Consider the following 22145-nt stretch of genomic DNA (forward strand, 5'->3'; position numbering starts at 1 on the left):
CTCGGGTATACTTCGCCATCCTTTACAAAAGCACTGGAACCGACCCTCGATGCCGAAACCTGCCATTGCGCTCGACTTATTATTGCTGCCGACCTGGCTGGTACCCGTCGAACCTGCAGGCGTTGTGCTCAAGGAGCATGGCCTGGGCATTCGCGACGGTCGCATCGTGTTTATCGGCCCGCGCGCCGAAGCATTGAAGTGTAACGCCACTGAAGTCCGCGAATTGCCGGACGTACTGCTCGGCCCGGGCCTGATCAACGCTCACGGGCATGCGGCGATGACCCTGTTCCGTGGCCTGGCCGACGACCTGCCACTGATGACCTGGCTGGAAAACCACATCTGGCCGGCCGAAGCCAAATGGGTCGATGAGGATTTCGTCCGTGATGGCACTGACCTGGCGATTGCCGAGCAGATCAAGGGTGGCATCAGCTGTTTCTCGGACATGTACTTCTTCCCGAAAGTCGCCAGTGAGCGCGTGCACAACAGCGGCATTCGCGCGCAGATCGCGATTCCGATCCTCGATTTCCCGATTCCTGGCGCCGCCAGTGCCGATGAGGCCATTCGTCAGGGCGTCGAGCTGTTCGGCGATCTGAAGCATCACGAACGGATCAAGATCACCTTCGGCCCACATGCACCCTACACCGTGGGCGACGAGAACCTGGAAAAAATCCGCGTGATCGCCGAAGAGCTGGACGCGTCGATCCACATGCACGTCCACGAGACCGCCTTCGAAGTCCAGCAATCGCTGGAGCATCGCGGCGAGCGGCCATTGGCCCGCCTCGGTCGTCTCGGCCTGCTCGGCCCGCGCTTCCAGGCGGTACACATGACCCAGATCAGCGATGACGATCTGGCATTGCTGGTAGAAAGCAACACCAGCGTGATCCACTGCCCGGAATCGAACCTGAAGCTGGCCAGCGGTTTCTGCCCGGTGGAGCGCCTGTGGCAGGCTGGCGTGAACGTTGCCGTCGGCACCGATGGCGCAGCGAGCAACAACGACCTCGACCTGCTCGGCGAAACCCGCACCGCCGCGCTGCTGGCCAAAGCCGTCGCCGGTTCGGCCACCGCGCTGGACGCCCATCGTGCGCTGCGCATGGCCACGCTCAATGGCGCACGGGCCCTGGGCATCGAGGCGCAAGTCGGTTCGCTGGAGATCGGCAAGGCTGCGGACATCGTCGCGTTCGACCTGTCCGGGCTGGCCCAGCAACCGGTCTATGACCCAGTGTCGCAGCTTATATATGCCACCGGCCGCGACTGCGTGAAACACCTGTGGGTCGCCGGCAAACAATTACTCGACGACCGGCGCCTGACCCGCCTGGACGAACAACAGCTGGGCGCCACCGCCCGGGCCTGGGGTCAGCGCATCAGCGGCCATACCGAATCGTAAACACCGCGGAGCAGACTCCGCGGCTACAACCCTTTTCAAGTTTTTCGAGGAATAGATCATGAGCAACGTCGACCACGCCGAAATCGCCAAATTCGAAGCCCTGGCCCATCGCTGGTGGGACCGTGAAAGCGAATTCAAACCGCTGCACGACATCAACCCGTTGCGCGTCAACTGGATTGACGAGCGGGTCAACCTGGCCGGCAAGAAAGTCCTCGACGTCGGTTGCGGCGGCGGCATCCTCAGCGAAGCCATGGCCCAGCGCGGCGCCACTGTCATGGGCATCGACATGGGCGAAGCGCCACTGGCGGTTGCGCAACTGCATCAGCTGGAGTCCGGCGTCAGCGTCGAATACCGGCAGATCACCGCTGAAGCCCTGGCTGAAGAAATGCCTGAGCAGTTCGACGTCGTGACCTGCCTGGAAATGCTTGAGCACGTACCGGACCCGTCGTCGGTGATCCGTGCCTGCTACCGCATGGTCAAGCCCGGCGGCCAGGTGTTCTTCTCGACCATCAACCGCAACCCGAAGGCGTACCTGTTCGCCATCATCGGCGCCGAATACATCATGAAGCTGTTGCCGCGCGGCACCCACGACTTCAAGAAATTCATCCGCCCGTCCGAGCTGGGCGCCTGGAGCCGCATCGCCGGCCTGACCGTCAAGGACATCATCGGCCTGACCTACAACCCGCTGACCAAGCACTACAAGCTGGCCAACGACGTTGACGTCAATTACATGATCCAGACCCTGCGCGAGGAGTAAGCCGATGGCCATCAGAGCAGTCCTTTTCGACATGGACGGCACCCTGCTCGACACCGCGCCGGACTTCATCGCCATCTGCCAGGCGATGCGCGCGGATCGCGGCTTGCCGCCGATGAACGACAAGCACATCCGCGACGAAATCTCCGGCGGTGCCAAAGCCATGGTCGCGGTGACTTTCTCGATGGACCCGGAATCGCCGGGCTTCGAGGAGCTGCGCCAGGAATTCCTCGAGCGCTATCTGGCCGGTTGCGCCGTTCATAGCAAGCTGTTCGACGGCATGGGCGAGCTGCTGGCCGACATTGAGCGGGCCAACCTGATCTGGGGCGTGGTCACCAACAAACCGGTACGGTTTGCCGAGCCGATCATGCAGCAACTGGGGCTGGCCGAGCGCTCGGCACTGTTGATCTGCCCGGATCACGTGAAAAACAGCAAGCCGGACCCGGAGCCGCTGATCCTCGCGTGCAAGATGCTTGATCTGGATCCGTCGACGGTTTTGTTTGTGGGCGATGATCTGCGCGATATCGAGTCGGGCCGCGATGCCGGCACCAAGACCTGCGCCGTGACCTATGGCTACATACACCCGGACGACAACCCGCGGCACTGGGGCGCGGATGTGGTGGTGGATCATCCGCTGGAATTGCGCAAGGTGCTCGACAACGCCCTTTGCAGCTGCTGACCTACCCCCTGTGGCGAGGGGATTTATCCCCGATGGGTTGCGAAGCAGCCCGCGCAATCTTTCAGGTCGATTCGATATGCAGGTTTCACGACTGCTTCGCAGCCGGTCGGGGATAAATCCCCTCACCACAGGGAAGCAGGTCTTCATGAATGGATTGTGAGGTTCTTATGTTTGATTACACCGCCCGTCCCGAATTGCTCAAGGATCGGGTCATTCTGGTCACCGGTGCCGGTCGCGGCATCGGTGCGGCTGCCGCGAAAACCTACGCCGCCCACGGCGCTACCGTGCTGCTGCTGGGCAAGACCGAAGCCAATCTGACTCAGGTCTACGACGAGATCGAAGCCGCGGGTCATCCGCAACCGGCGGTGATCCCGTTCAACCTCGAGACCGCCCTGCCCCATCAATACGATGAGCTGGCGGCGATGATCGAAACCGAGTTCGGCCACCTCGACGGCCTGCTGCACAACGCCTCGATCATCGGGCCGCGCACGCCGATCGAACAGCTGTCGGGCGAAAACTTCATGCGAGTCATGCAAGTCAACGTCAACGCCATGTTCATGCTGACCAGCACCCTGCTGCCACTGCTCAAGCTGTCTCAGGATGCCTCGGTGGTGTTCACCTCCAGCAGCGTCGGGCGCAAGGGCCGAGCCTACTGGGGCGCCTATGGCGTATCGAAGTTCGCCACCGAAGGCCTGATGCAAACCCTGGCCGACGAAGTCGATGGCGTAGCACCCGTGCGCTCCAACAGCATCAACCCGGGTGGCACTCGTACCAGCATGCGAGCACAGGCCTATCCAGGGGAAAACCCGCTGAACAATCCGACCCCGGAAGAGATCATGCCGGTGTACCTGTACCTGATGGGCCCGGACAGCACGGGCATCAATGGCCAGGCCTTCAACGCACAATAACTGCCATACGTCGCTTTTGTTGCCGCGATGGATTACCGTCGCGGCACACAATTGCCGCCTCGCGCCGTCACACTTCAGTCAAATATCCGCCACCCGCCCTCGCAGCAAAAAGCCATCCCGTTGATTCATAAAGGTTTTAATAAACCTGAACTGAATGGCACGACTTTCGCTCTAATTTCCCTCAAAGCATGCCGTGTGAAGGCACTGGGGCCAGGCCGATTTCGATAGCTGACTAATCGTCATCAGGCAGACTAAACTTACGCCAAATGTCCTACGGGACTGATGGATCAGTATGACGCGCAGCCCATAGCCGCTCTCACCCAGCCTGTAAGACAGACTTACTGCTTAGGGGCTCACGCCATATGAAATCACCCTCCCAGACCAATGCAATTGACTTTGACAGTGCCAAATTGCAACGCCTGGGCTTTGGTCAGCTGCCTCCGCTTCTGGAACGCCCGGCCAGCCTGGCGCAACTGCGTCAGCAAATGAGCCTGCAACTGCAAACCAGTCTTGAGCCGCAACGAATCCTTGGTCTGTTTTTCCGCGAAGTTCAGCGCCTTGTGCCGCTGGATGCCTTGAGCTACGTGCATTCGGCCAGCGACTTGCGCCTGGAGTTCGGTGCCCGCGGTCACCATTCGGTCAGCTACAGCCTCAGCCACGAAGGCGAGCACTTGGGCGAACTGGTCTTCCGCCGCAACCAGCGCTTCAGCGAGCAGGATCAGGGCAACCTTGAGTCACTGCTGTCGTCGCTGTTATTCCCGATGCGCAACGCCCTGCTCTACCGCGCGGCAACGCAAAGTGCATTGCGCGACCCGTTGACCGGAACCGGCAACCGGATCGCCATGGAGCAGACCCTGCAACGCGAGATCGACATGTCCCGCCGGCACCTGCAACCGTTGTCGGTGCTGATGCTCGACATCGACCACTTCAAGCGGGTCAACGACAGCCACGGCCACAGCGCCGGGGATGACGTACTCAAAGCGGTGGCAGCGTCGATCAAGGATCAACTGCGCAACGTCGACATGGTGTTTCGCTATGGCGGGGAAGAGTTTCTGATCTTGCTGTGCAACACCGGCCGGGAAGCGGCGGCGATGGTCGGCGAGCGTCTGCGGCATGCCGCGCAGACTGCGGAATACTTCGCGGACGGGCAGTTGATCGACCTGACTGTGAGCCTTGGCTGCTCGACGCTGTTGCCGGGGGAGTCGGCCGACAGCCTGCTGCGCCGGGCTGACAGTGCGCTGTATGTGGCCAAACGCGAGGGACGTAATCGGTTGGCAATGGCGGGCTGAGTTCTTCCAGACACCCAAAAACCACTGTAGGAGTGAGCCTGCTCGCGATCCGGTGTGTCAGTCACCCTCTTTGTTGACTGACACACCGTGATCGCGAGCAGGCTCACTCCTACACTTTTGCGGCGTTATGGGCTATCAGCTCTCTACGAGTGTCCGGCGTTCACGCCCGTGCAACGCACGCTCGGCGGTTTCCAGTTGCATGCAGCGCTCCAGGAACAGGTACATGTAGTCGTAGCTCTTGCACACCGCCTGACGCAGTTCGGTCTGCAGTGCCTTGCTCGGGTTCATGCCTGCCAGCGTGCAGATGATTTCCAGCGCTTCCCACGGGTGCGCGTCGTCATATTGGGCGTGCATCTTCAGCCACTTCATCGCGCGCTTGCGCTCTTCTTCCGGGAACGCCGCTGCGTACACGCCGCTAGAACAGACCAGCGCCGACCACTCCCCAGTCGCACCCTCGATGGCGTAGTTAGTGGCGGCGATGGCAACGATCAGCGAATCAGCCGAGCTCGTATGCCAGCACCAGTGACTCAGCGCATGCAGTTCCGGTGGTACTTGCTGGGCCTGCAGATCCTCCAGGCTGACGCCATGCGCGCGGCTCCAGTTCAGCCAGTAGTCGGCATGATTGAGTTCAACGCGGATGTTGCGCATCAGCCAGCGGCGCGCCATGTCCTCCCCAGGATGGCGGGCAAACCTGGTCTTGGTCAGGTTTTGCGCCATATACAACGCAAACTGTTCAACCACTGGCCAGCCCCCGATCAAGTACTGGCGCATGGTTTTGGCGCTGAGCTTGTTATCGCGCATGCGCAGGTACAATTCATGTTCGACAACCCGGCGCTTGCTCTCGCTGCAATCCGTAATGAGCTGTTGCGCCCAGGCAGGATAACTTGCAGCTTCCATGAGTGGTCCGGTTCGGTTGAATGTGTCGATCACTGTTCGGCTCCTTTTGATTTGTGATTGTAAGGATCGGCAAGAGATTTCAACGGAACGTGCCAGGCGCCTTGAACAACAGCGGCTGCGGTCTGGCGGGCCGACTTTGCAAACTGTCGCAGGTAAACAACTGCGGGCGTTCGATGACATAACCCTGAGCGTAATCCACCCCGATTTCAAGCAATGCCTGCTCGATCTGAGTTGTTTCTACAAACTCGGCAATTGTCTGCTTACCCATGACATGCCCGATGTGATTGATCACCTCGACCATAGCGCGGTTAATCGGGTCGTCCAGCATATCCTTTACGAAACTCCCGTCGATCTTCAGGAAGTCTACAGGCAAATGTTTCAGATAAGCGAATGAAGACATTCCGGCACAAAAATCATCAAGTGAGAAGTAACAACCTAAGCCTTTGAGTTCATTAATAAATCGAATTGCACTGCCAAGATTCGCAATTGCACTGGTTTCAGTAATTTCAAAACAAATCATTTCAGGGGGTATAGCGTAACTAACAAACTGTTCACGCAGAAAGTGCAAGAACGCGTCATCTCCGATAGTAATGCCTGAAAGATTAATCGCACACATTGCCAACGGAGCTTCATGTTGTTCGGCAATACATTGGGCAATCACTTTAAAAACATTCTCGACAACCCAACGATCCAGTTGACTCATCAGGCCATAACGTTCTGCCGCCGGAATGAAACTGTCCGGCAGGATCATCCGTCCGGCTTCGTCGTGCAGACGCAAGAGTATTTCGATGTGCCCACCGCCATGGGCTGTAGCGCCCAGCGGAGCAATTTCCTGGGCATAGAGGCAGAAGCGGTTTTCCTCCAGCGCCATGTGCAGGCGCTGCACCCAAGCCATTTCGCCGAAGCGCAGGGACAGTTCGGAATCGTCGGCATGATAGACCTGGACCCGGTTGCGGCCCTTTTCCTTGGCCATGTAGCAAGCCATGTCGGCGGCGCGCAATGACGCTTCGAGGGTGGTCGGGGCCTGGGCGATGTGCACCAGGCCGATACTCACGGTGGTCAGGAACGGCCGCCCCTTCCACACAAAGTGCAGATTCTGCACGGTCTGGCGCAGGCTCTCGGCAATTTTCTCGGCGGCATCCGGGGCGCAGTTCTCCAGCAGAATGCCGAACTCGTCGCCCCCCAGCCGCGCGAGGGTGTCGCTCTCGCGCAAGCCCGATTGCAACAGTGTGCAGATGTGCCGCAGCAATTCATCGCCGGCGGCGTGACCGCACGTGTCGTTGACCAGTTTGAACTGGTCCAGATCAAGGAACATCAGCGCATGCCGACCGGACTGGCGCGTCAGGTTGTGCAAGGCCTGCTCCAGGCGATATTCGAACTCGCGGCGGTTGGCCAGACCGGTCAAGGCATCGTGGGTCGCCTGCCACGATAGATTGGCGATGTACTGCCGCTCCTGAGTCATGTCATGCAGCACCAGCACCGTGCCACTGACTTTCTCGGCATTACGGATCGGCGCCCCCACCAGCGTCACCGAGACCGTACTGCCATCCAGACGCTGAATCAGTTTGGAGTGCTCACTGCCGCCGACCAGTTGTCCGCTGAGAATATGCTCGATCAGCGTCAGCCCTTCGGCCTGGGCGTTGTCATCCAATAGATTGAACAACGCTGCCAACGGAAGACCCGCCGCGTGCTCGGACTTCCAGTGCGTCATGGCCTCCGCCGCCGGGTTCATGTAATCGATCGCGCCATTGACGTCGGTGGTGATCACCCCGTCGCCAATCGATTGCAGGGTGATGTGTGCCCGATCCTTCTCCAGCTGCAACGCCTGAGCAAAAGCATGCCGCTGCTTGAGCAGTTTGTGGGTACGCAACAGGGCCAGCACGATCAACCCCAGCGCCGTGGCCAGGTTGGTGAACAGCAGCAGGCGCAGGATCATCCGTGAACCTTCGCCCAAAGCATCGCTGAACGCCTTGGCTGCCGGCGTCACACCGTCGTTGATGGCAAAGATCTGCGCTTTCCAGTGCTGGATATCAGCCGGCGTCGCGATGTTTTCGCTGATGCCCTGATGCATCTCGCGCGCGACATTGTCCAGTTGCACCAGATAGGCGTCGCCGATGGTCCAGCGGTCGATCGCGGTTTCCAGATAACTGAAATGACGGAAATTGAGGTACAGCCAGATCAGGCTAGACACATCATCGGGATGGTTGCCGCCCTTGAGGATCCCCTCCCGTGCCGCCTGCAGATCCGGCGGCTGACGATCCAGCGCCAGACGCAACTGGTGACCGCCCTGAGGCACGGCAATCGCTTCCTTGAATTTGAGAAAGATCGCCTCGTCGCGGCTGTCGGCATACAGGTTCAGGTAATAGATGGCGTCCTTCTGGCCCTTGGACCAGAGACTCTCACCGGCGACATAACCGCGAACGGCCGACAGGACGTAAAGACTCACGCCCCCCAGTAAAGCCTGAAATAACACGACGGCAATAAATGGCCAGACGATGCCCAACAACCGTGGCGTTCCGAGAGTCCTTTTATGCTTCATGAGGTCCTTTGCGTACGCACTGTCATCTTCAAGGGGAGACCGCCAGCGCCGGATCAGGGGGTGACCCCTTCCAGCAAACCAGGACATTTTCAACCGGCGATACGTATGTACCGCACCCGCTGTTCGCCATGCTTCGACACTGACGGCTTTCAATCATTCCAGAGCCGTTTTCCATGCAGTCACCTTCCGCCACGCTGCAACGCCATACTGCCCAACAGAGCGAATACCGCGCAATGATCACCGCCCTGCGCGCCGTGCTCGGCGCATCGACTTCACTGCAGACCTACTACCTGGCGCCCCAGGCACATTCACGCCTGGGTGCAGCACACGCCCAGGCGCAGAACCTTCTGCACGCACTGTTCGAAGACAGCGCCGAACCACAATTGGCGGCGTACCTGCAAACGTCCAGAGGATCACTGCTGCAAGTCGACGCCGCAGCCGGTCACTGCAGCTTTTCCTTCGACCGTCCCGATGGCAGCTGCGCCCGCTACGCCATCGAGGATGTCACCCGGGCCTCCAATACGTTTCATGAATTTCAGCGAGCGTTGCTGAGTATAGGCGCACACCTGCGTTCCGACAGGCTGCTGCCGTTGTCACAACTGCTGCGTGAGTCCGGGTTCACATTTGCGGACGTACAGGACGCCACGGCACTGGCCCGGCTGATCGGCAAGGTCGAAGAACAACGCGCCAGCCATCGACTGAATCTGCGACATCAACCGGCGCTGACGGTACTGATGAGCGACGATGACAAAGCCGCGATTCACGACCTGATTGGCGACTGGCTTACCGGCAAAACCCTGTCGGCCATCGACAGCCTGGCCAGCGAAGTAACGCCTGCCTTCACCCGCCAGCAACTGGAACAGCAGCCCGCCGCCTGCCTGGAGCGCCTGCTCGACACGCCCAAGGCGCGCGACCTGGGCCAGCGCTTGCTGCAGAAACTGCAATGGTATGGCGCGCGGCCCGATGAGCCGACCGTGCCCGATATCGGCCTGCGTTTACTGCTCGACGCGTTGTGCCTGTGGTACGAACTGCCCGGCGACGGCAACTCGACCGAAGTGGCCGGTTTCGCGCTGGAACAACGCACTCATCACGGCGCCAGCTACGCCGCCATTCGCCAGGACTTTTTACAGCACCTGGAGGATTCTCACCGAACCTCGACCCCAACCGAAAAACATGTGCTGGGATGGGTATGCCTGGCGCAGTTCGGACTGGGTTTTCAAGTGCGCGATATTCCTGACGACCTGCCGTACGCCAGCTCGGTGGTCTGGGTCAATTTCGTGCATGGCGTGCACCTCGCCCATGCCCTTGATCCACAGTTGCTGGAACATCTGAGCTTTCAGCAGCTGGTCGATCTGCCGCTGCACAAAAGCGAAAACGCCAGCACCCACCTGCAGATGCTGATCGCCATGACCCGAGCGCCTGCCGCACAGACCTGGACACTGAACACCGGAGCCCAGACCGCAGCGAACGAGACATCCGGCGATGACGCGGCGCTGCAAGCGCTGGAAGACCACAACAAGCAAATGAACGCGGCGATCCTGCAACTGGACATCGAGCCGCCACGGCGACTCGCCCTGGCAAAACAGCAACTGGACAAGGCGCTGGCCAACGAGCTGTACGATCACACGACGATTCGCCTCAAACGCCACCATCCTTCAGCGCCCAACCGTAGCCAACGCAGCATTATCGACACCCCGGAGGTGGCATTGCCGATCTGGCCGTTGCTGGAGGTCTACGCCTCTGGCGGGCTGAGCGCCGACTCACGCTGGTACGTCAGCGACGATGGCCGCAGCGCCAGCGAATGGATCAGCCTGAACGCAGCAGGCAAACTGCAAAGCGGTTTTGTCGACACCGGACATCCAGGACGACGCCTTTCACGGTTTCCGAGCAACCGCACCTTGCCTGATATCAAGGCCTTGTTCGACCAGCAGTTCGATGACTATCTGAGCGAGACCCGCAAAGCCTATGAATATCTGATCAAGTCGCTGCTGGTCACACTCCCGTGGGATGACCGCCGGGCACTGGAGCACGGCGACGTGCGGATTCACTGCCTCAGGGATCCGACACGGCACATCGAATCTCATCTGGAAACACTGAAAAACATCCTGCCGTACAGGGCACGCATGGGCTTCGTGCTGCAGGCGACGTATCAGGGCCCGCCACAATTCTACGAATGCCTGCCACGCGCCGGCATCATTCGTAAACGTCCGGATCTGGATGGCACACATGTTGGCGGTCTGTTATTGCCACCCCTGCCGCCCAAACGTGGGCGCACCAAGGGCCAGAGCATCAGCCGCATCGTCGCCCGCCGCCTGCCGTTTGATCGAAAAGCACACTGGGACGGTTCGATTCTCGACGCCGACGCCAAGTGTGTCGCCATTCTCGAACCGCTGGGCGCCTCCCTCCCGGTTTCGATGATCCCGGCGGCCCATCACGACAGTTCGCCGAACCTGACCTTCACCTCGCCGCGCACGGCGCAAATCACCTCGTTCATCGCGACCCGATTGTTCTATGTCGATGAGCAGGCGCTGCGCAGTGAGGCCTGGGGTGATACCCGTTTCGAGCGCGACAGCCGCAAAAAGCACTGGACTCAGGCTCTGAAGGGCTTTATCCCGTTCTGGGGCAGTCTCGAAGACCTGCAATCGGACAGTCCGGGCAAACGCGCACTGGGGGTACTCGGCCTGCTCCTCGATATCGTCTCGTTCGCGATTCCCTTGGGCAAGTTCGTCGCCGGCAGCATTCGCCTCGCTGCCGTGGCCGGGAAAATGGCGATTCGCGTCGCCCTGCCACGCATGGCGCAATTGTCGAAAAACCTGCTGGTTTCGAGCTTGAGAAACCTCAATCCGCTGGACGCTGCGCCTGCTTTGCTCAAGCTCGGCGGCCGAGGTGCGATCGGCGCAGTGCGGGCCGTGGCGCATCTGGAACACCGCGCGGTTGCACGTCTGAAAAGGCTGGCCGGCAGAAGCGCTGACTATGACCTGCTGCACAGTCTGCCCCAGGCACTGGATGCCGGGCGCTGGAAAGCGCTGAACCCTGCCGATCATCTGGCCGTGGTCAGGGGCATTGACGATGTGCCGGTGCGCAACGTCGGCGGCTCGCGGCATCACTTGCTCGATCCGCTGTCCGAGCGCGCTTATGGGCCGCAGTTGCTCGCACACGAGCATGATTTTTCGCTGGGGCGTTCGCACTACAGCGCCGTGAAAAAAACCGACGATCAGATCGTTATCGAACTGGCGCCGAACAGCCGCGTCGAGCTTGTCCCCGAGGCTGGCGGACGCACCACGGTATTGATCGATGATGTGCCCTATCGACTCGACGGCGATGAACTGCGCCGCGTTGATCTGCTCGATGACAGTCAGCACTGGACGTTGCTGCCGTGCCGGATACGTCGCGCACCGGGCGCGGGCGACTGCCGCGTCAGCTACATCACCGCAGAACCCGCCCCGACGCCCGCCGTCGGCACCATCGACAAGGAAAAGGGTTACGCGCCATGGTTCGGCGAGCGGGCCTCGGAGCCCGCCATGCTGCCCCATCAAGACGGAACGTTCCTGGCGGTCGATGACAAGCTTTATCAAATCATCGATAACCGCCCGAGGCTGTTCACCGGCGATCTGCAACTCCTTGGATTCCATCAAGGCAGGCTGGTACCAAGACAGCAGATTCAAGCCACGCTGCAGTTTCGCAAAGGCATTTATGCGCGGATAAAAACCGGCGGCAGCTATGACGGGATCAATGACTCACATCAGGTTGGTGCGGTGCTAATGCCGGCCATCGACGACTCGGCCTCCTACGTGTTCTTCCGAATCAACATCCATGAGTACTACCTGGCCACCATCGCCAAGGGTAAAAAAGCGCCCGATCAATTGACCTTCAGGCGCCTGGCACCCGCCGAACTGGCCGACGGCACCCTCGGTGCTGAACTGCTGACCGTCTACACCGGCTCGCTACACGCCAACAACATCGTGCGCATCCATGGTCTGGAATCGGTGCAGCGCGCGATGAAGACCATGGAGCAGATCGCGATTCCAATCGGCACCACGCCAATTCCTGCAAACAACATGAAATGGCTGAAAGTCGACACCAGCCCGGGCGAGGCGCTGATGTTCGACCACTCGACGCGGATGATCGTTACCCGTCTGCCTGAAGGCGCCGCTACCTGGGCGCGCAGCAAGGAAGCGCCGGAAGCCTTTCGGCAGAAAACCGCAGAGATTTTCGACACGTTGTTTCTGTCTCCAACGATCAATCCGGCCAAAACCAATGCGGCACTGCGCATTGATGGCGCCATGCAGAAACTGCACAACCTGTTACCCGTGCGTGAGCGGCAGGCCAACGCACGTAACATCGCCTATGCCGAAGTCACCACGACCAGCGGTAAACGAGAGATCTACGTCAGCGTGTCCGGCGCTCAAGGCAGCACCCAGCGTCTGCCGTTGTTTCGCCACATGGGTGCCAATCATGTGCGGATCGGCGACACCACTTACATCAACATCGACTACAACCCAAGCTTCCCGCGCACCTCGCTGGAGGTCACCGAGCAAGGGCAACTGCTGGCCGTGCCGCTGACCATCAAGGAGCTGAAAACCTATCAGCCGACGCAGACCAGCCGGCCGACCTCGCTGGACAGCGAAAGCAAACTGATCAGCGTGCTGCGCGAGAAATATCCCGACCCGACAGAGATCCGCTCGGTCGACATCGCGACGACCATGCGCCCGTGCGAATCCTGTTCGGTGGTGATGAAGCAGTTCGGCCATGACGGCGGCGAGGCGGCGTTGCAGGTGCTGTGGGGCTGATTACAGGCGCTGCAGATGGCCGTAGAGTTTGGCGTAGAGACCGCCATCGGCGATCAGTTGCTGGTGGTCGCCATCCTCGGCCACGTGCCCGCCATCGAACACCAGCACCCGATCCGCCTGCTTCACCGCCGACAGGCGATGGGCAATGATCAGCGTGGTGCGGCCGTTCAGGAAGCGCGCCATGGCCTGATGCAGGTTGTATTCGGTGGCAGCGTCGAGGGCCGAAGTGGCTTCGTCGAGAATCACCACTTTCGGCTCGGCGAGGATCATCCGCGCAATCGCCAGACGCTGGCGCTGACCGCCGGACAGGCGCACGCCGGAACGTCCGACGATACTGTCGAGACCGTCCGGCAGCGCCCGGATGGTCGCCTCCAGCTGGGCGATTTCCAGTGCCTGCCAGCAGGCTTCGTCACTGCGGGTGCGGCCCATGGTCAGGTTGGCGCGCACGCTGTCGTTGAACAGCGCCGGATGCTGCAGCACCACCGCGACGTTTTCACGAATCAGCTCCAGACCGATTTCCTGCTGGGTCGAACCGCCGAAACGAATGGTACCCGCCGACGGTGTGTACAGCCCCAGCAGCAGCTGCACCAGAGTACTTTTGCCGCCGCCACTGGCACCGACAATCGCGACTTTCTCACCGGGGGCGATCGACAGGTTCATCTGATCCACCACCAGCTCATCGCCGTAACCGAAGCTCAGTCCCTGCACCTCGATGCCCACGGTATCCCGGCCCTTGAACGGATCGACGCCGCCCGGGTATTGCGGTTCGTCAGCCCGCGCCAGCAGTTCGTTGATCCGCGACAGTGCGCCACCCGCCGCGTAGTAGGCGTATTGCAGATTGAGCAGTTGTTCTACCGGGCCGATCATGAACCACAGGTAGCTGAACACCGCGAGCATCTGGCCGATCGACAGGTCGGAGAACAGCACCGTGAGCATCGCCGCGGCGCGGAAGATGTCGATGCCGAACTGGAACAGCAGACCGCTGGCGCGGTTCGAGGCATCGGTCTTCCACTGCGAGTTGACCGCGTAGTTGCGCACTTCCTGCGCTCGCAAGCCGAGCCGCCCGAGGAAGAAGCCCTGGCGGTTGCCGGCGCGCACTTCCTGGATCGCATCGAGGGTTTCGCTCAAGGCCTGAGTGAAACGCGAGGTGCTGTCATTCTCCAGTTTCTTCAGGTGCTTGACCCGTTTGCCCAACTGCACCGTGGCGTAGATCACCAACGGATTGAACAGCAGGATCAGCAGCGCCAGTTTCCAGTGCATCCACATCAGGATGCTCGCGGTGCCGACCAGGGTCAGCATCGCCACCAGAAACCGGCTGAGGGTTTCGCCGACAAACTTGTCGAGGGTGTCCAGATCGGTGACCAGATGGGTGGTCACGGTGCCGCTGCCGAGGCTTTCGTATTCGCCGAGGGAGATGCGTTTGAGGCGTTCGATCAGGCGCACACGAATGCGGTAGACGATGTCCTTGGCCAGCCGCGCAAACAGCCGCGCCTGCAACACGCCAAAACACAGGGCACTGCAACGCAGGGTCAGGGTGACCAGCAGCATCAGGCCGATGTAACCCGCCGCTTGCTGCCACATCGACGGCAACACGTGATTCATGACTTTCAACGCAGCGTCGCCATGCCCGAGCAGGACCTCGTCCACCAGCAAAGGCAACAGCAACGGAATCGGCACGCTGCACAGCGTCGCCAGCACGGCCACGCCGTTGGCGATCCACAGGGATTTTTTGTGATGCAGTGCCAGGCGCCGGACTTCTGCCCAGCTCAGCCGGTCGACACGCTTTACGGCTGGCGTGTCATCGGCCCGGTCAGGCACAGGCTGCGCGCTCCAGCCAGCGGCCGAGCAATGGCGAGAGTTCACTGAGCGGTTGATAGCCGTTGGTCAACAGCGCCAGTTGACCGTTGCGCTCGGCGAGCAGGGTCGGGAACCCGGCGATGCCCAGATCCTGCACCCAGCTGAAATCAGCCTGAGTCGCCTTGTGCTGATCGGCATGATCGAACAGCGCGGCAAACTCGATACGCGGCACGCCGGCCTGTTCGGCCAGCTCCACCAACACACTGGCCTGGGTGACATCGCGGCCTTCAGCGTAAAACGCCTGCTGGATCAGGCCGACCAGTGTCCACGCGCAATCCGGCGCCAGGCTGCGCGCGGTGACGATTGCCCGGCAGGCCGGCTCGGTGTCGTAGACGAAACCATCGGGTAGCGCACCGTCGAACTTGAACGGCTGACCGGTGGCCTCGGTGACCGCCTGCCAATGCTCAAGAATGTAGCGCCGCGTGGTCGGCTCCAGCGCCGCACCGCTGCCGGTACGCAACCCGCCGACCACCAGGTGCAGCTCCACCCCGGCTGCCTGCGCCTGCTCGACCAATGCCTTGGCGACCGGAGCGAACCCCCAGCACCAGGAACACATCGGATCCATCACATAGAGCAGGCGCGCAGTCATGATCAGGCCTCGGTGGATGCTTGTTTATAGTTGTAGCCGATCGGGTGCGGCATGTTGCGAGCCTTGGCCAGTTCGATCTGCTTCTGCCGATCGATGGCGCTGCGGCGGGTTTTCTCGCTCAGCTTGTCCCAACAATGCGGGCAGCTGATGCCGGCCACGTAGTGCTCGGAGGCGCGATCTTCAACGCTGACCGGTGTGCGGCAGGCATGACATTGATCGTAGTCGCCTTCGCTGAGGTCGTGACGCACGGTCACGCGGTTGTCGAACACGAAGCAGTCGCCCTGCCACCTGGTTTCTTCCTGCGGCACTTCTTCGAGGTACTTCAGGATGCCGCCCTTGAGGTGGTAAACCTCTTCGAAACCCTCACCCAGCATGTAGCTGGAGGCTTTCTCGCAGCGAATGCCGCCAGTGCAGAACATCGCGACCTTCTTGTGCACGGCCGGGTCGAAGTGTTCTTTGATGTAGTCGGGGAATTCGCGAAAACTGGTGGTTTTCGGATCGATGGCGCCTTCGAAGGTGCCGATCGCCACTTCGTAGTCGTTGCGGGTGTCGATCAGCAGCACTTCCGGATCGCTGATCAGCGCGTTCCAGTCCTGCGGCTCGACGTAGGTGCCGACCTTTTTGTTCGGGTCCACGCCTTCGACGCCGAGGGTGACGATCTCTTTCTTCAGCTTGACCTTGGTGCGGTAGAACGGCTGCTCGTCGCAGTACGACTCTTTGTGGTCGATGTCGATCATGCGCGGGTCGTTCTTCAGCCAGGCGAGCAGCCCGTCAATGCCTTCGCGGCTGCCGGACACGGTGCCGTTGATGCCTTCTTCGGCGATCAGCAAGGTGCCTTTGATACCGTTGTCGACCATCGCTTGCAGCAGGGGCTCGCGCAGGTCAACGTAATCTTCGAGGGTGACGAACTTATACAGTGCCGCCACGACAATCGGTTGTGTCATGGGTATTTCTCCAGGTGGCTACCCTCGCAAAGGGTGAACCGGATTCAAAAAAAACGCGCCGGGTGAGCGGCGCGTTGCGGATTCTAGCAAAAACACGGTGGATTTAGGATCTGTCGAAACTCTGTGGCGAGGGAGCTTGCTCCCGCTCGGCTGCGAAGCAGTCGCAAAACTCGCATTTTGGGAGTGCTGCGCACTCCAGCGGGAGCAAGCTCCCTCGCCACAGCAGTCCTCGCAATCCTCAGTGTTTGCTACCGCCGGCACAGGTCGGCGACGCCGGGGCGGCGCCCACTTCTGCCCATTCCTGCGGGGTGTAGGTGTGCAGCGCCAACGCATGAAACTCGCCCATCAGCTCGCCGAGCGTGCCGTAGACTTTCTGGTGGCGCTTGACCCGGTTCAGGCCTTCGAACTGCGCGCTGACCACCACCGCCTTGAAGTGCGTCTGTAACCCGCGACTGTGCATGTGGCTTTCGTCCAGCACTTGCAGATGCTCAGGCTGCAGCAGGCCCAGCGTCGATTCGATGCGTTGTTGCATGGTCATCACGAACTCCGCTTACTTCTTCTTGGCCGCAGGGGCTGCAGGGGTCAGCTCTTTGGTCATGTCGTCGAGCAACTTGTTGACGACAGGCACAGCGCTTTCCAGCTTGCCCTGGGTCATCTGGGCCGATTGCTGGGTCAGCTGCGGCATTTTTTCCAGGACTTTCTTGCCCAGTGGCGACTGGTAGAACGCGACCAGGTCTTTCAGCTCCGATTCGCTGAAGTTGCTGGTGTAGAGCTTGACCATGTCAGGCTTGAGCTTGTTCCAGCCGATGGCCTGGTCCAGGGCGGCGTTGGCCTTGGCCTGGTAGGTTTCCAGTACGGCTTTCTTGGATTCCGGGGCTTTGGTCTGTTCAAAGCGCTGAGCGAACATTTGCTGCACTTGCATGTACACCGGAGTGCCCAGCTTGTCAGCGTGCGCCAGGGTCAGGAAAGCTTCAGCACTGGCGTTGTGGCTGGCGGTATCGGCAAGCACCTGGCCGCTGGCGCAAACCAGTGCAACCGCGGTGCAGATGGCACGAAGACGAGTCATCGAGTTTCCTTTTCAGCTAGGCGAGGTCAAACCCCAAGGGCGACCATTCTGCGCCTAAAAAACCTCGTGGCTCAACCCCCGAGCCTTGCCGCGCTTGATTGGCCGGGTTTTACCGGTCAACAATCGGTCCGAGGGAACCACCTGGGCCTGACCGGGCCTAAACTGCGCAAACGAACCAACAGGAGTGTGCACGATGAGCCGTATCGAAACCGACAGCCTGGGCCAGATTGAAGTCCCGGACGACGCCTACTGGGGTGCTCAGACGCAACGCTCGCTGATCAACTTCGCCATTGGTCAGGAACGCATGCCGCTGCCGGTACTGCACGCCCTGGCCCTGATCAAGAAAGCCGCCGCCCGGGTCAACGACCGCAACGGCGACCTGCCCGCCGACATCGCCCGCCTGATCGAACAAGCTGCCGACGAAGTCCTCGACGGCCAGCACGACGACCAGTTTCCGCTGGTGGTCTGGCAGACCGGCAGCGGCACCCAGAGCAACATGAACGTCAACGAAGTGATCGCCGGTCGCGCCAACGAACTGGCCGGCAACCCGCGCGGCGGCAAGACGCCGGTGCACCCCAACGATCACGTCAACCGCTCGCAAAGCTCCAACGACTGCTTCCCTACCGCCATGAGCATCGCCACCGCCAAAGCCGTGCAGGAGCAATTGCTGCCGGCCATTGCCGAGCTGTCCGGCGGTCTGGCCGAGTTGGCGGCACGCCACATGAAACTGGTGAAGACCGGTCGCACGCACATGATGGACGCGACGCCGATTACCTTCGGTCAGGAGTTATCGGGGTTTATAGCGCAACTGGATTACGCCGAACGGGCGATCCGCGCCGCGCTGCCGGCGGTGTGTGAACTGGCGCAGGGCGGCACTGCCGTCGGCACCGGCCTGAATTCGCCGCACGGCTTTGGAGAAGCGATTGCTGCTGAACTCGCCGCCCTGTCCGGCCTGCCGTTCGTCACTGCGCCGAACAAGTTTGCCGCGCTGGCCGGGCATGAGCCGCTGACCAGCCTGTCCGGCGCCCTGAAGACCCTCGCCGTGGCGCTGATGAAAATCGCCAACGACCTGCGCCTGCTCGGCTCTGGCCCACGCGCAGGCTTTGCCGAAGTCAAATTGCCGGCCAATGAACCGGGCAGTTCGATCATGCCCGGCAAGGTCAACCCGACCCAGTGCGAAGCGCTGTCGATGCTGGCCTGCCAGGTGTTGGGCAACGACGTCACCATCGGCATCGCGGCGAGTCAGGGTCACCTGCAACTGAACGTGTTCAAACCGGTGATCATTCACAACCTGCTGCAATCGATCCGCTTGCTTGCCGACGGTTGCAGCAACTTCCAGCAGCACTGCATCGCCGGTCTTGAACCCGACGCCGAAGTCATGGGCAGACACCTGGAACGCGGGCTGATGCTGGTGACGGCGCTGAACCCGCACATCGGTTACGACAAGTCGGCGGAAATCGCCAAGAAGGCTTACGGCGAAGGCCTGACCTTGCGTGAGGCGGCGCTGCAGCTGGGCTATCTGACCGATGAAGAGTTCGATGCCTGGGTGCGGCCGGAGAACATGATCGAGGCTGGCGCCAAGGGCTGATTACTGTAGCGCCTGAAAGTCCGTCTTCGCGAGCAGGCTCGCTCCCACAGTGAACCGCATTCTCATGTTGGAAAAGCGCTCAAATGTGGGAGCGAGCCTGCTCGCGAATGGGAGCAGCGCGGTCTAACTGGCTGCAATGCGCAGGCGCCGCGCCTTCAGCCCGGCAATCAACGACGGCCCCAACGCCACCAGCGCCGAACCCAGCACCACCAGCACCGCCCCGCCATAACCCAGACCATTGATCTGCTCGGCATGCACATACTCCGGCCACACCCCGGCGGCAATCGCCACCGCGCCGAAGGTCACCAATGGCGTGATCGCCAGCGTCGCACTGACCCGCGAGGCCTCCCAGTGCGCCAGTGCTTCCGCGAAGGCGCCGTAGGCAATCAGCGTGTTCATGCAGCACGCCAGCAACAGCCAACCTTGCAGCGGGCTCAGTTCCAGTGCTTCGAGCGGATGCACCCACGGCGTCAACAACAGCGCGCAGAACAGGTAGATCACCATCATCACCTGCAACGAATTCCATACCGTGAGCAATTGCTTCTGGCCCAGCGCATAGAAGGTCCAGACCGTCGAGGCCAACAGCACCAGCAACACCCCGGCGGTGTAGTCCGACAATGAGGTGAGCAGTTCAGCCAGACGCTGATTGAAGAACAGCACAAAGCCGATCAGCAGCACCGCCAGGCCAATGCCCTGACCGATGCTGAAGCGCTCCTTGAACACAAACAGGCTGGCAATCAGCAACATGATCGGCCCCATCTGCACCACCAGTTGCGCGGTGCCGGGGCTGAGCAGGTTGAGGCCCATCAGGTACAGCACGTAGTTGCCCACCAGCCCGAGCACCGCCATCAACACCAGCCAGCCGCCCCGTGGGCCGAGCACCTTGCGGCTCGGCAGCCGTCGGGTGGCCGCCAGGTAGATGAACAGACAACCGCCGGAGACCAACAGGCGAAACCAGGTCACGGTGATCGGGTCCATCACCTGCAGCACCTGTTTGAGTTTGATCGGCAGGATGCCCCACAAAAACGCCGTCAGCAGCGCCAGGAACAGACCGTAAACCCAGCGACCGGATGAAATGTGCATGCGAACCCCAATGCCTGCTGACGAGAGCGATCATTCTAGGCCCGCCGTCAGACGCAACACAGGGACAGTTCGGGCCAGGCCGCGAATGAAACTGTGCAGGTCGCAGCATTAAATTGACACTTCGCCGTTGATCGGCTGACGAGGCGCGCCAAGTGCTTCAGGCATAAGCTCATTGGATATCTTTCAGCGCATCAACCAAGGAGACCGGTCATGTCAGGACAGCGCGCCCAGGACAGTGCCCCGCGCACTCGTTTTCGCAGCAACCGGGTGTGTCGGGTCAATGGCGAACTGTTTTTCTGCACGCGGGAGAACACCCTTGAAGGGCCGTTCGACAGCGCCGAGAAGGCCGAGCAGGAAATTCAGGCGTATATCGCGCGGATGCAGGCGCAGACAGCATAAACCTGTGGCGAGGGAGCTTGCTCCCGCTGGGGCGCGCAGCGGCCCTCGTTTCAGGCTTTACCGGGACATTCCAGGTCTGTTCCGCAGCCCAGCGGGAGCAAGCTCCCTCGCCACAAGGATTGTGTTGGCCCGTCAGCGCACCGCCTCAAACAACCCCGTCGCCCCCATCCCGCCCCCCACGCACATGGTCACGATGCCGTAACGCAGATTACGCCGTTGCAACTCACGCACCAGATGCCCGACCTGCCGCGACCCGGTCATGCCGAACGGGTGACCAATGGAAATCGAGCCGCCATTGACGTTGTATTTGTCGTTATCGATCTCCAGCCGGTCCCGGGCATACAGGCATTGCGAGGCAAACGCCTCGTTCAGCTCCCACAGATCGATATCCGCCACTTGCAGGCCCTTGGCCTTGAGCAGTTTCGGCACCGAGAACACCGGGCCGATGCCCATCTCGTCCGGCTCGCAACCGGCGACGGTGAAGCCACGGAAAAACGCCTTCGGCTTGAGCCCCAACTGCAGGGCTTTTTCCAGGCTCATCACCAGGGTCATTGACGCGCCGTCGGACAGCTGCGACGAGTTGCCGGCCGTCACCGAACCGTCCTCGGCAAACACCGGTTTCAGTCCGGCGAGACTTTCGTAAGTGGTGTCCGGGCGGTTGCAGTCGTCGTGATCAACGATGCCGTCGAAGATCTGCACCTCACCACTGTTTTTGTCCTCGACCCGGTATTTGACCGCCATCGGCACAATTTCATCATTGAACAGTCCGGCCGCCTGCGCCTGGGCAGTGCGCAGCTGGCTCTGCAGCGCGTAACGATCCTGCGCCTCGCGGCTGACGTCGTAACGCCGCGCAACCACTTCGGCGGTCTGGCCCATGGTGTAGTAGATGCCCGGCACCTGTTGCTTGAGCAACGGGTTGATCAGGTGATCGGTGTTGACGCTTTTCAGGGTCAGGCTGATCGACTCGACGCCACCGGCAACAATGATGTCGCTGCAACCGGAGGCGATCTGGTTGGCGGCAATCGCAATCGCCTGCAACCCCGACGAGCAGAAACGGTTAAGGGTCATGCCGGCCACATTCGTGCCCAGGTGCGACAGCACCGCCACGTTGCGGCCGATGTTGTAACCCTGCGCGCCCTCGTTGGAGCCGGCGCCGACAATGCAGTCCTCGACGCTGGCCGGGTCGATGTCGTTGCGCGACAACAGCGCGTTGACGCAATGGGCCGCCATGTCGTCGGGGCGGGTCTGGTTGAACTTGCCGCGAAAGGACTTGGCCAGGCCGGTCCGCACGCTGTCGACGATCACCACTTCACGCATGGAATACCTCAATTGTTGTTGTCGGAGGAGAGTGAACCGAGCATAAGTCCACACCGCCGCCG

Annotated in this window: 17 protein-coding genes; 8 read left to right on the forward strand and 9 right to left on the reverse strand. The window is 60.9% G+C overall.

Annotated elements, in window-relative coordinates; all coding sequences use genetic code 11:
* Positions 1–49 precede the first annotated feature (49 nt).
* The 5 genes from BW33_RS10080 to BW33_RS10100 all read left to right on the forward strand — a co-directional run bounded on the left by BW33_RS10080 (position 50) and on the right by BW33_RS10100 (position 5014).
* The gene (locus BW33_RS10080) at positions 50–1384 is read left to right on the forward strand and encodes a TRZ/ATZ family hydrolase (protein ID WP_047598710.1); all 1335 of its coding nucleotides are present in this window, start codon (positions 50–52) and stop codon (positions 1382–1384) included.
* A gap of 58 nt (positions 1385–1442) precedes the next feature.
* A complete protein-coding gene (gene ubiG, locus BW33_RS10085; RefSeq protein WP_047598712.1) occupies positions 1443–2141 on the forward strand; it encodes a bifunctional 2-polyprenyl-6-hydroxyphenol methylase/3-demethylubiquinol 3-O-methyltransferase UbiG in 699 nt (232 codons plus the stop codon).
* A gap of 4 nt (positions 2142–2145) precedes the next feature.
* A complete protein-coding gene (gene mupP / locus BW33_RS10090) occupies positions 2146–2817 on the forward strand; it encodes an N-acetylmuramic acid 6-phosphate phosphatase MupP (RefSeq protein ID WP_047598714.1) in 672 nt (223 codons plus the stop codon).
* A gap of 167 nt (positions 2818–2984) precedes the next feature.
* Positions 2985–3725 (forward strand): YciK family oxidoreductase, encoded by a 741-nt coding sequence (locus tag BW33_RS10095; RefSeq protein WP_003226924.1) that lies wholly within the window; start codon positions 2985–2987, stop codon positions 3723–3725.
* A gap of 362 nt (positions 3726–4087) precedes the next feature.
* A complete protein-coding gene (locus BW33_RS10100; protein ID WP_047598716.1) occupies positions 4088–5014 on the forward strand; it encodes a GGDEF domain-containing protein in 927 nt (308 codons plus the stop codon).
* Positions 5015–5149: 135 nt separating this feature from the next.
* On the opposite strand, the gene BW33_RS10105 is transcribed toward BW33_RS10100, so the two are convergent.
* The gene (locus BW33_RS10105; RefSeq protein WP_442965399.1) at positions 5150–5911 is read right to left on the reverse strand and encodes a TenA family transcriptional regulator; all 762 of its coding nucleotides are present in this window, start codon (positions 5909–5911) and stop codon (positions 5150–5152) included.
* Positions 5912–5990: 79 nt separating this feature from the next.
* Positions 5991–8450, reverse strand: a complete 2460-nt coding sequence (locus tag BW33_RS10110; RefSeq protein ID WP_047598719.1) for an EAL domain-containing protein — start codon at positions 8448–8450, stop codon at positions 5991–5993.
* Between the two features lie 173 nt (positions 8451–8623).
* Here BW33_RS10110 and BW33_RS10115 point away from each other — a divergent pair, with 173 nt between their 5' ends.
* Complete coding sequence (locus BW33_RS10115; RefSeq protein ID WP_047598720.1) at positions 8624–13240, forward strand: deaminase domain-containing protein; 4617 nt, start codon at positions 8624–8626, stop codon at positions 13238–13240.
* Here the strand turns inward: BW33_RS10115 and BW33_RS10120 are convergent, their stop codons facing one another.
* From BW33_RS10120 to BW33_RS10140, 5 genes are all read right to left on the reverse strand, one after another.
* Complete coding sequence (locus BW33_RS10120) at positions 13241–15058, reverse strand: ABC transporter ATP-binding protein (protein ID WP_047598721.1); 1818 nt, start codon at positions 15056–15058, stop codon at positions 13241–13243. It lies immediately after the preceding gene.
* Positions 15051–15653, reverse strand: a complete 603-nt coding sequence (locus tag BW33_RS10125; protein ID WP_171061881.1) for a DsbA family protein — start codon at positions 15651–15653, stop codon at positions 15051–15053. The genes BW33_RS10120 and BW33_RS10125 overlap by 8 nt, the downstream gene beginning before the upstream one ends.
* A gap of 35 nt (positions 15654–15688) precedes the next feature.
* On the reverse strand, positions 15689–16630 hold the full coding sequence (trhO, locus tag BW33_RS10130) for an oxygen-dependent tRNA uridine(34) hydroxylase TrhO (protein ID WP_047598725.1): 942 nt from the start codon (positions 16628–16630) through the stop codon (positions 15689–15691).
* A 238-nt stretch (positions 16631–16868) separates the two neighbouring features.
* Positions 16869–17168 (reverse strand): BolA family protein, encoded by a 300-nt coding sequence (locus BW33_RS10135; RefSeq protein WP_003226935.1) that lies wholly within the window; start codon positions 17166–17168, stop codon positions 16869–16871.
* A gap of 12 nt (positions 17169–17180) precedes the next feature.
* The gene (locus BW33_RS10140) at positions 17181–17696 is read right to left on the reverse strand and encodes a DUF2059 domain-containing protein (protein ID WP_047598727.1); all 516 of its coding nucleotides are present in this window, start codon (positions 17694–17696) and stop codon (positions 17181–17183) included.
* A 193-nt stretch (positions 17697–17889) separates the two neighbouring features.
* Between BW33_RS10140 and BW33_RS10145 the strand changes: the two genes are divergently transcribed.
* Positions 17890–19284 carry a class II fumarate hydratase gene (locus BW33_RS10145; protein ID WP_047598729.1) on the forward strand — a complete coding sequence of 465 codons (1395 nt, stop codon included), beginning with the start codon at positions 17890–17892 and terminating at the stop codon, positions 19282–19284.
* Positions 19285–19407: 123 nt separating this feature from the next.
* Here the strand turns inward: BW33_RS10145 and BW33_RS10150 are convergent, their stop codons facing one another.
* Positions 19408–20367: a DMT family transporter gene (locus BW33_RS10150; protein ID WP_047598730.1), complete on the reverse strand. Its 960-nt coding sequence runs from the start codon at positions 20365–20367 to the stop codon at positions 19408–19410.
* A 210-nt stretch (positions 20368–20577) separates the two neighbouring features.
* Between BW33_RS10150 and BW33_RS10155 the strand changes: the two genes are divergently transcribed.
* On the forward strand, positions 20578–20766 hold the full coding sequence (locus BW33_RS10155; RefSeq protein WP_047598732.1) for a DUF6316 family protein: 189 nt from the start codon (positions 20578–20580) through the stop codon (positions 20764–20766).
* Positions 20767–20898: 132 nt separating this feature from the next.
* Here BW33_RS10155 and BW33_RS10160 read toward each other — a convergent pair whose 3' ends face one another.
* The gene (locus BW33_RS10160; protein ID WP_047598734.1) at positions 20899–22083 is read right to left on the reverse strand and encodes a thiolase family protein; all 1185 of its coding nucleotides are present in this window, start codon (positions 22081–22083) and stop codon (positions 20899–20901) included.
* Positions 22084–22145: the final 62 nt, after the last annotated feature.

The organism is Pseudomonas sp. RIT288 (genome assembly GCF_000631985.1).
Classification (GTDB): Bacteria; Pseudomonadota; Gammaproteobacteria; order Pseudomonadales; family Pseudomonadaceae; genus Aquipseudomonas.

What these genes read in the sequence shown, in the direction of transcription:
- BW33_RS10125 (WP_171061881.1), bottom strand. Translation starts at nt 15,653, where the DNA reads ATGTGTTCCTGGTGCTGGGGGTTCGCTCCGGTCGCCAAGGCATTGGTC.
- BW33_RS10145 (WP_047598729.1), top strand. Translation starts at nt 17,890, where the DNA reads ATGAGCCGTATCGAAACCGACAGCCTGGGCCAGATTGAAGTCCCGGAC.
- BW33_RS10160 (WP_047598734.1), bottom strand. Translation starts at nt 22,083, where the DNA reads ATGCGTGAAGTGGTGATCGTCGACAGCGTGCGGACCGGCCTGGCCAAG.
- BW33_RS10135 (WP_003226935.1), bottom strand. Translation starts at nt 17,168, where the DNA reads ATGACCATGCAACAACGCATCGAATCGACGCTGGGCCTGCTGCAGCCT.
- BW33_RS10105 (WP_442965399.1), bottom strand. Translation starts at nt 5,911, where the DNA reads ATGGAAGCTGCAAGTTATCCTGCCTGGGCGCAACAGCTCATTACGGAT.
- BW33_RS10140 (WP_047598727.1), bottom strand. Translation starts at nt 17,696, where the DNA reads ATGACTCGTCTTCGTGCCATCTGCACCGCGGTTGCACTGGTTTGCGCC.
- BW33_RS10115 (WP_047598720.1), top strand. Translation starts at nt 8,624, where the DNA reads ATGCAGTCACCTTCCGCCACGCTGCAACGCCATACTGCCCAACAGAGC.
- ubiG (WP_047598712.1), top strand. Translation starts at nt 1,443, where the DNA reads ATGAGCAACGTCGACCACGCCGAAATCGCCAAATTCGAAGCCCTGGCC.
- BW33_RS10155 (WP_047598732.1), top strand. Translation starts at nt 20,578, where the DNA reads ATGTCAGGACAGCGCGCCCAGGACAGTGCCCCGCGCACTCGTTTTCGC.
- BW33_RS10100 (WP_047598716.1), top strand. Translation starts at nt 4,088, where the DNA reads ATGAAATCACCCTCCCAGACCAATGCAATTGACTTTGACAGTGCCAAA.
- BW33_RS10150 (WP_047598730.1), bottom strand. Translation starts at nt 20,367, where the DNA reads ATGCACATTTCATCCGGTCGCTGGGTTTACGGTCTGTTCCTGGCGCTG.
- trhO (WP_047598725.1), bottom strand. Translation starts at nt 16,630, where the DNA reads ATGACACAACCGATTGTCGTGGCGGCACTGTATAAGTTCGTCACCCTC.
- mupP (WP_047598714.1), top strand. Translation starts at nt 2,146, where the DNA reads ATGGCCATCAGAGCAGTCCTTTTCGACATGGACGGCACCCTGCTCGAC.
- BW33_RS10095 (WP_003226924.1), top strand. Translation starts at nt 2,985, where the DNA reads ATGTTTGATTACACCGCCCGTCCCGAATTGCTCAAGGATCGGGTCATT.
- BW33_RS10110 (WP_047598719.1), bottom strand. Translation starts at nt 8,450, where the DNA reads ATGAAGCATAAAAGGACTCTCGGAACGCCACGGTTGTTGGGCATCGTC.
- BW33_RS10080 (WP_047598710.1), top strand. Translation starts at nt 50, where the DNA reads ATGCCGAAACCTGCCATTGCGCTCGACTTATTATTGCTGCCGACCTGG.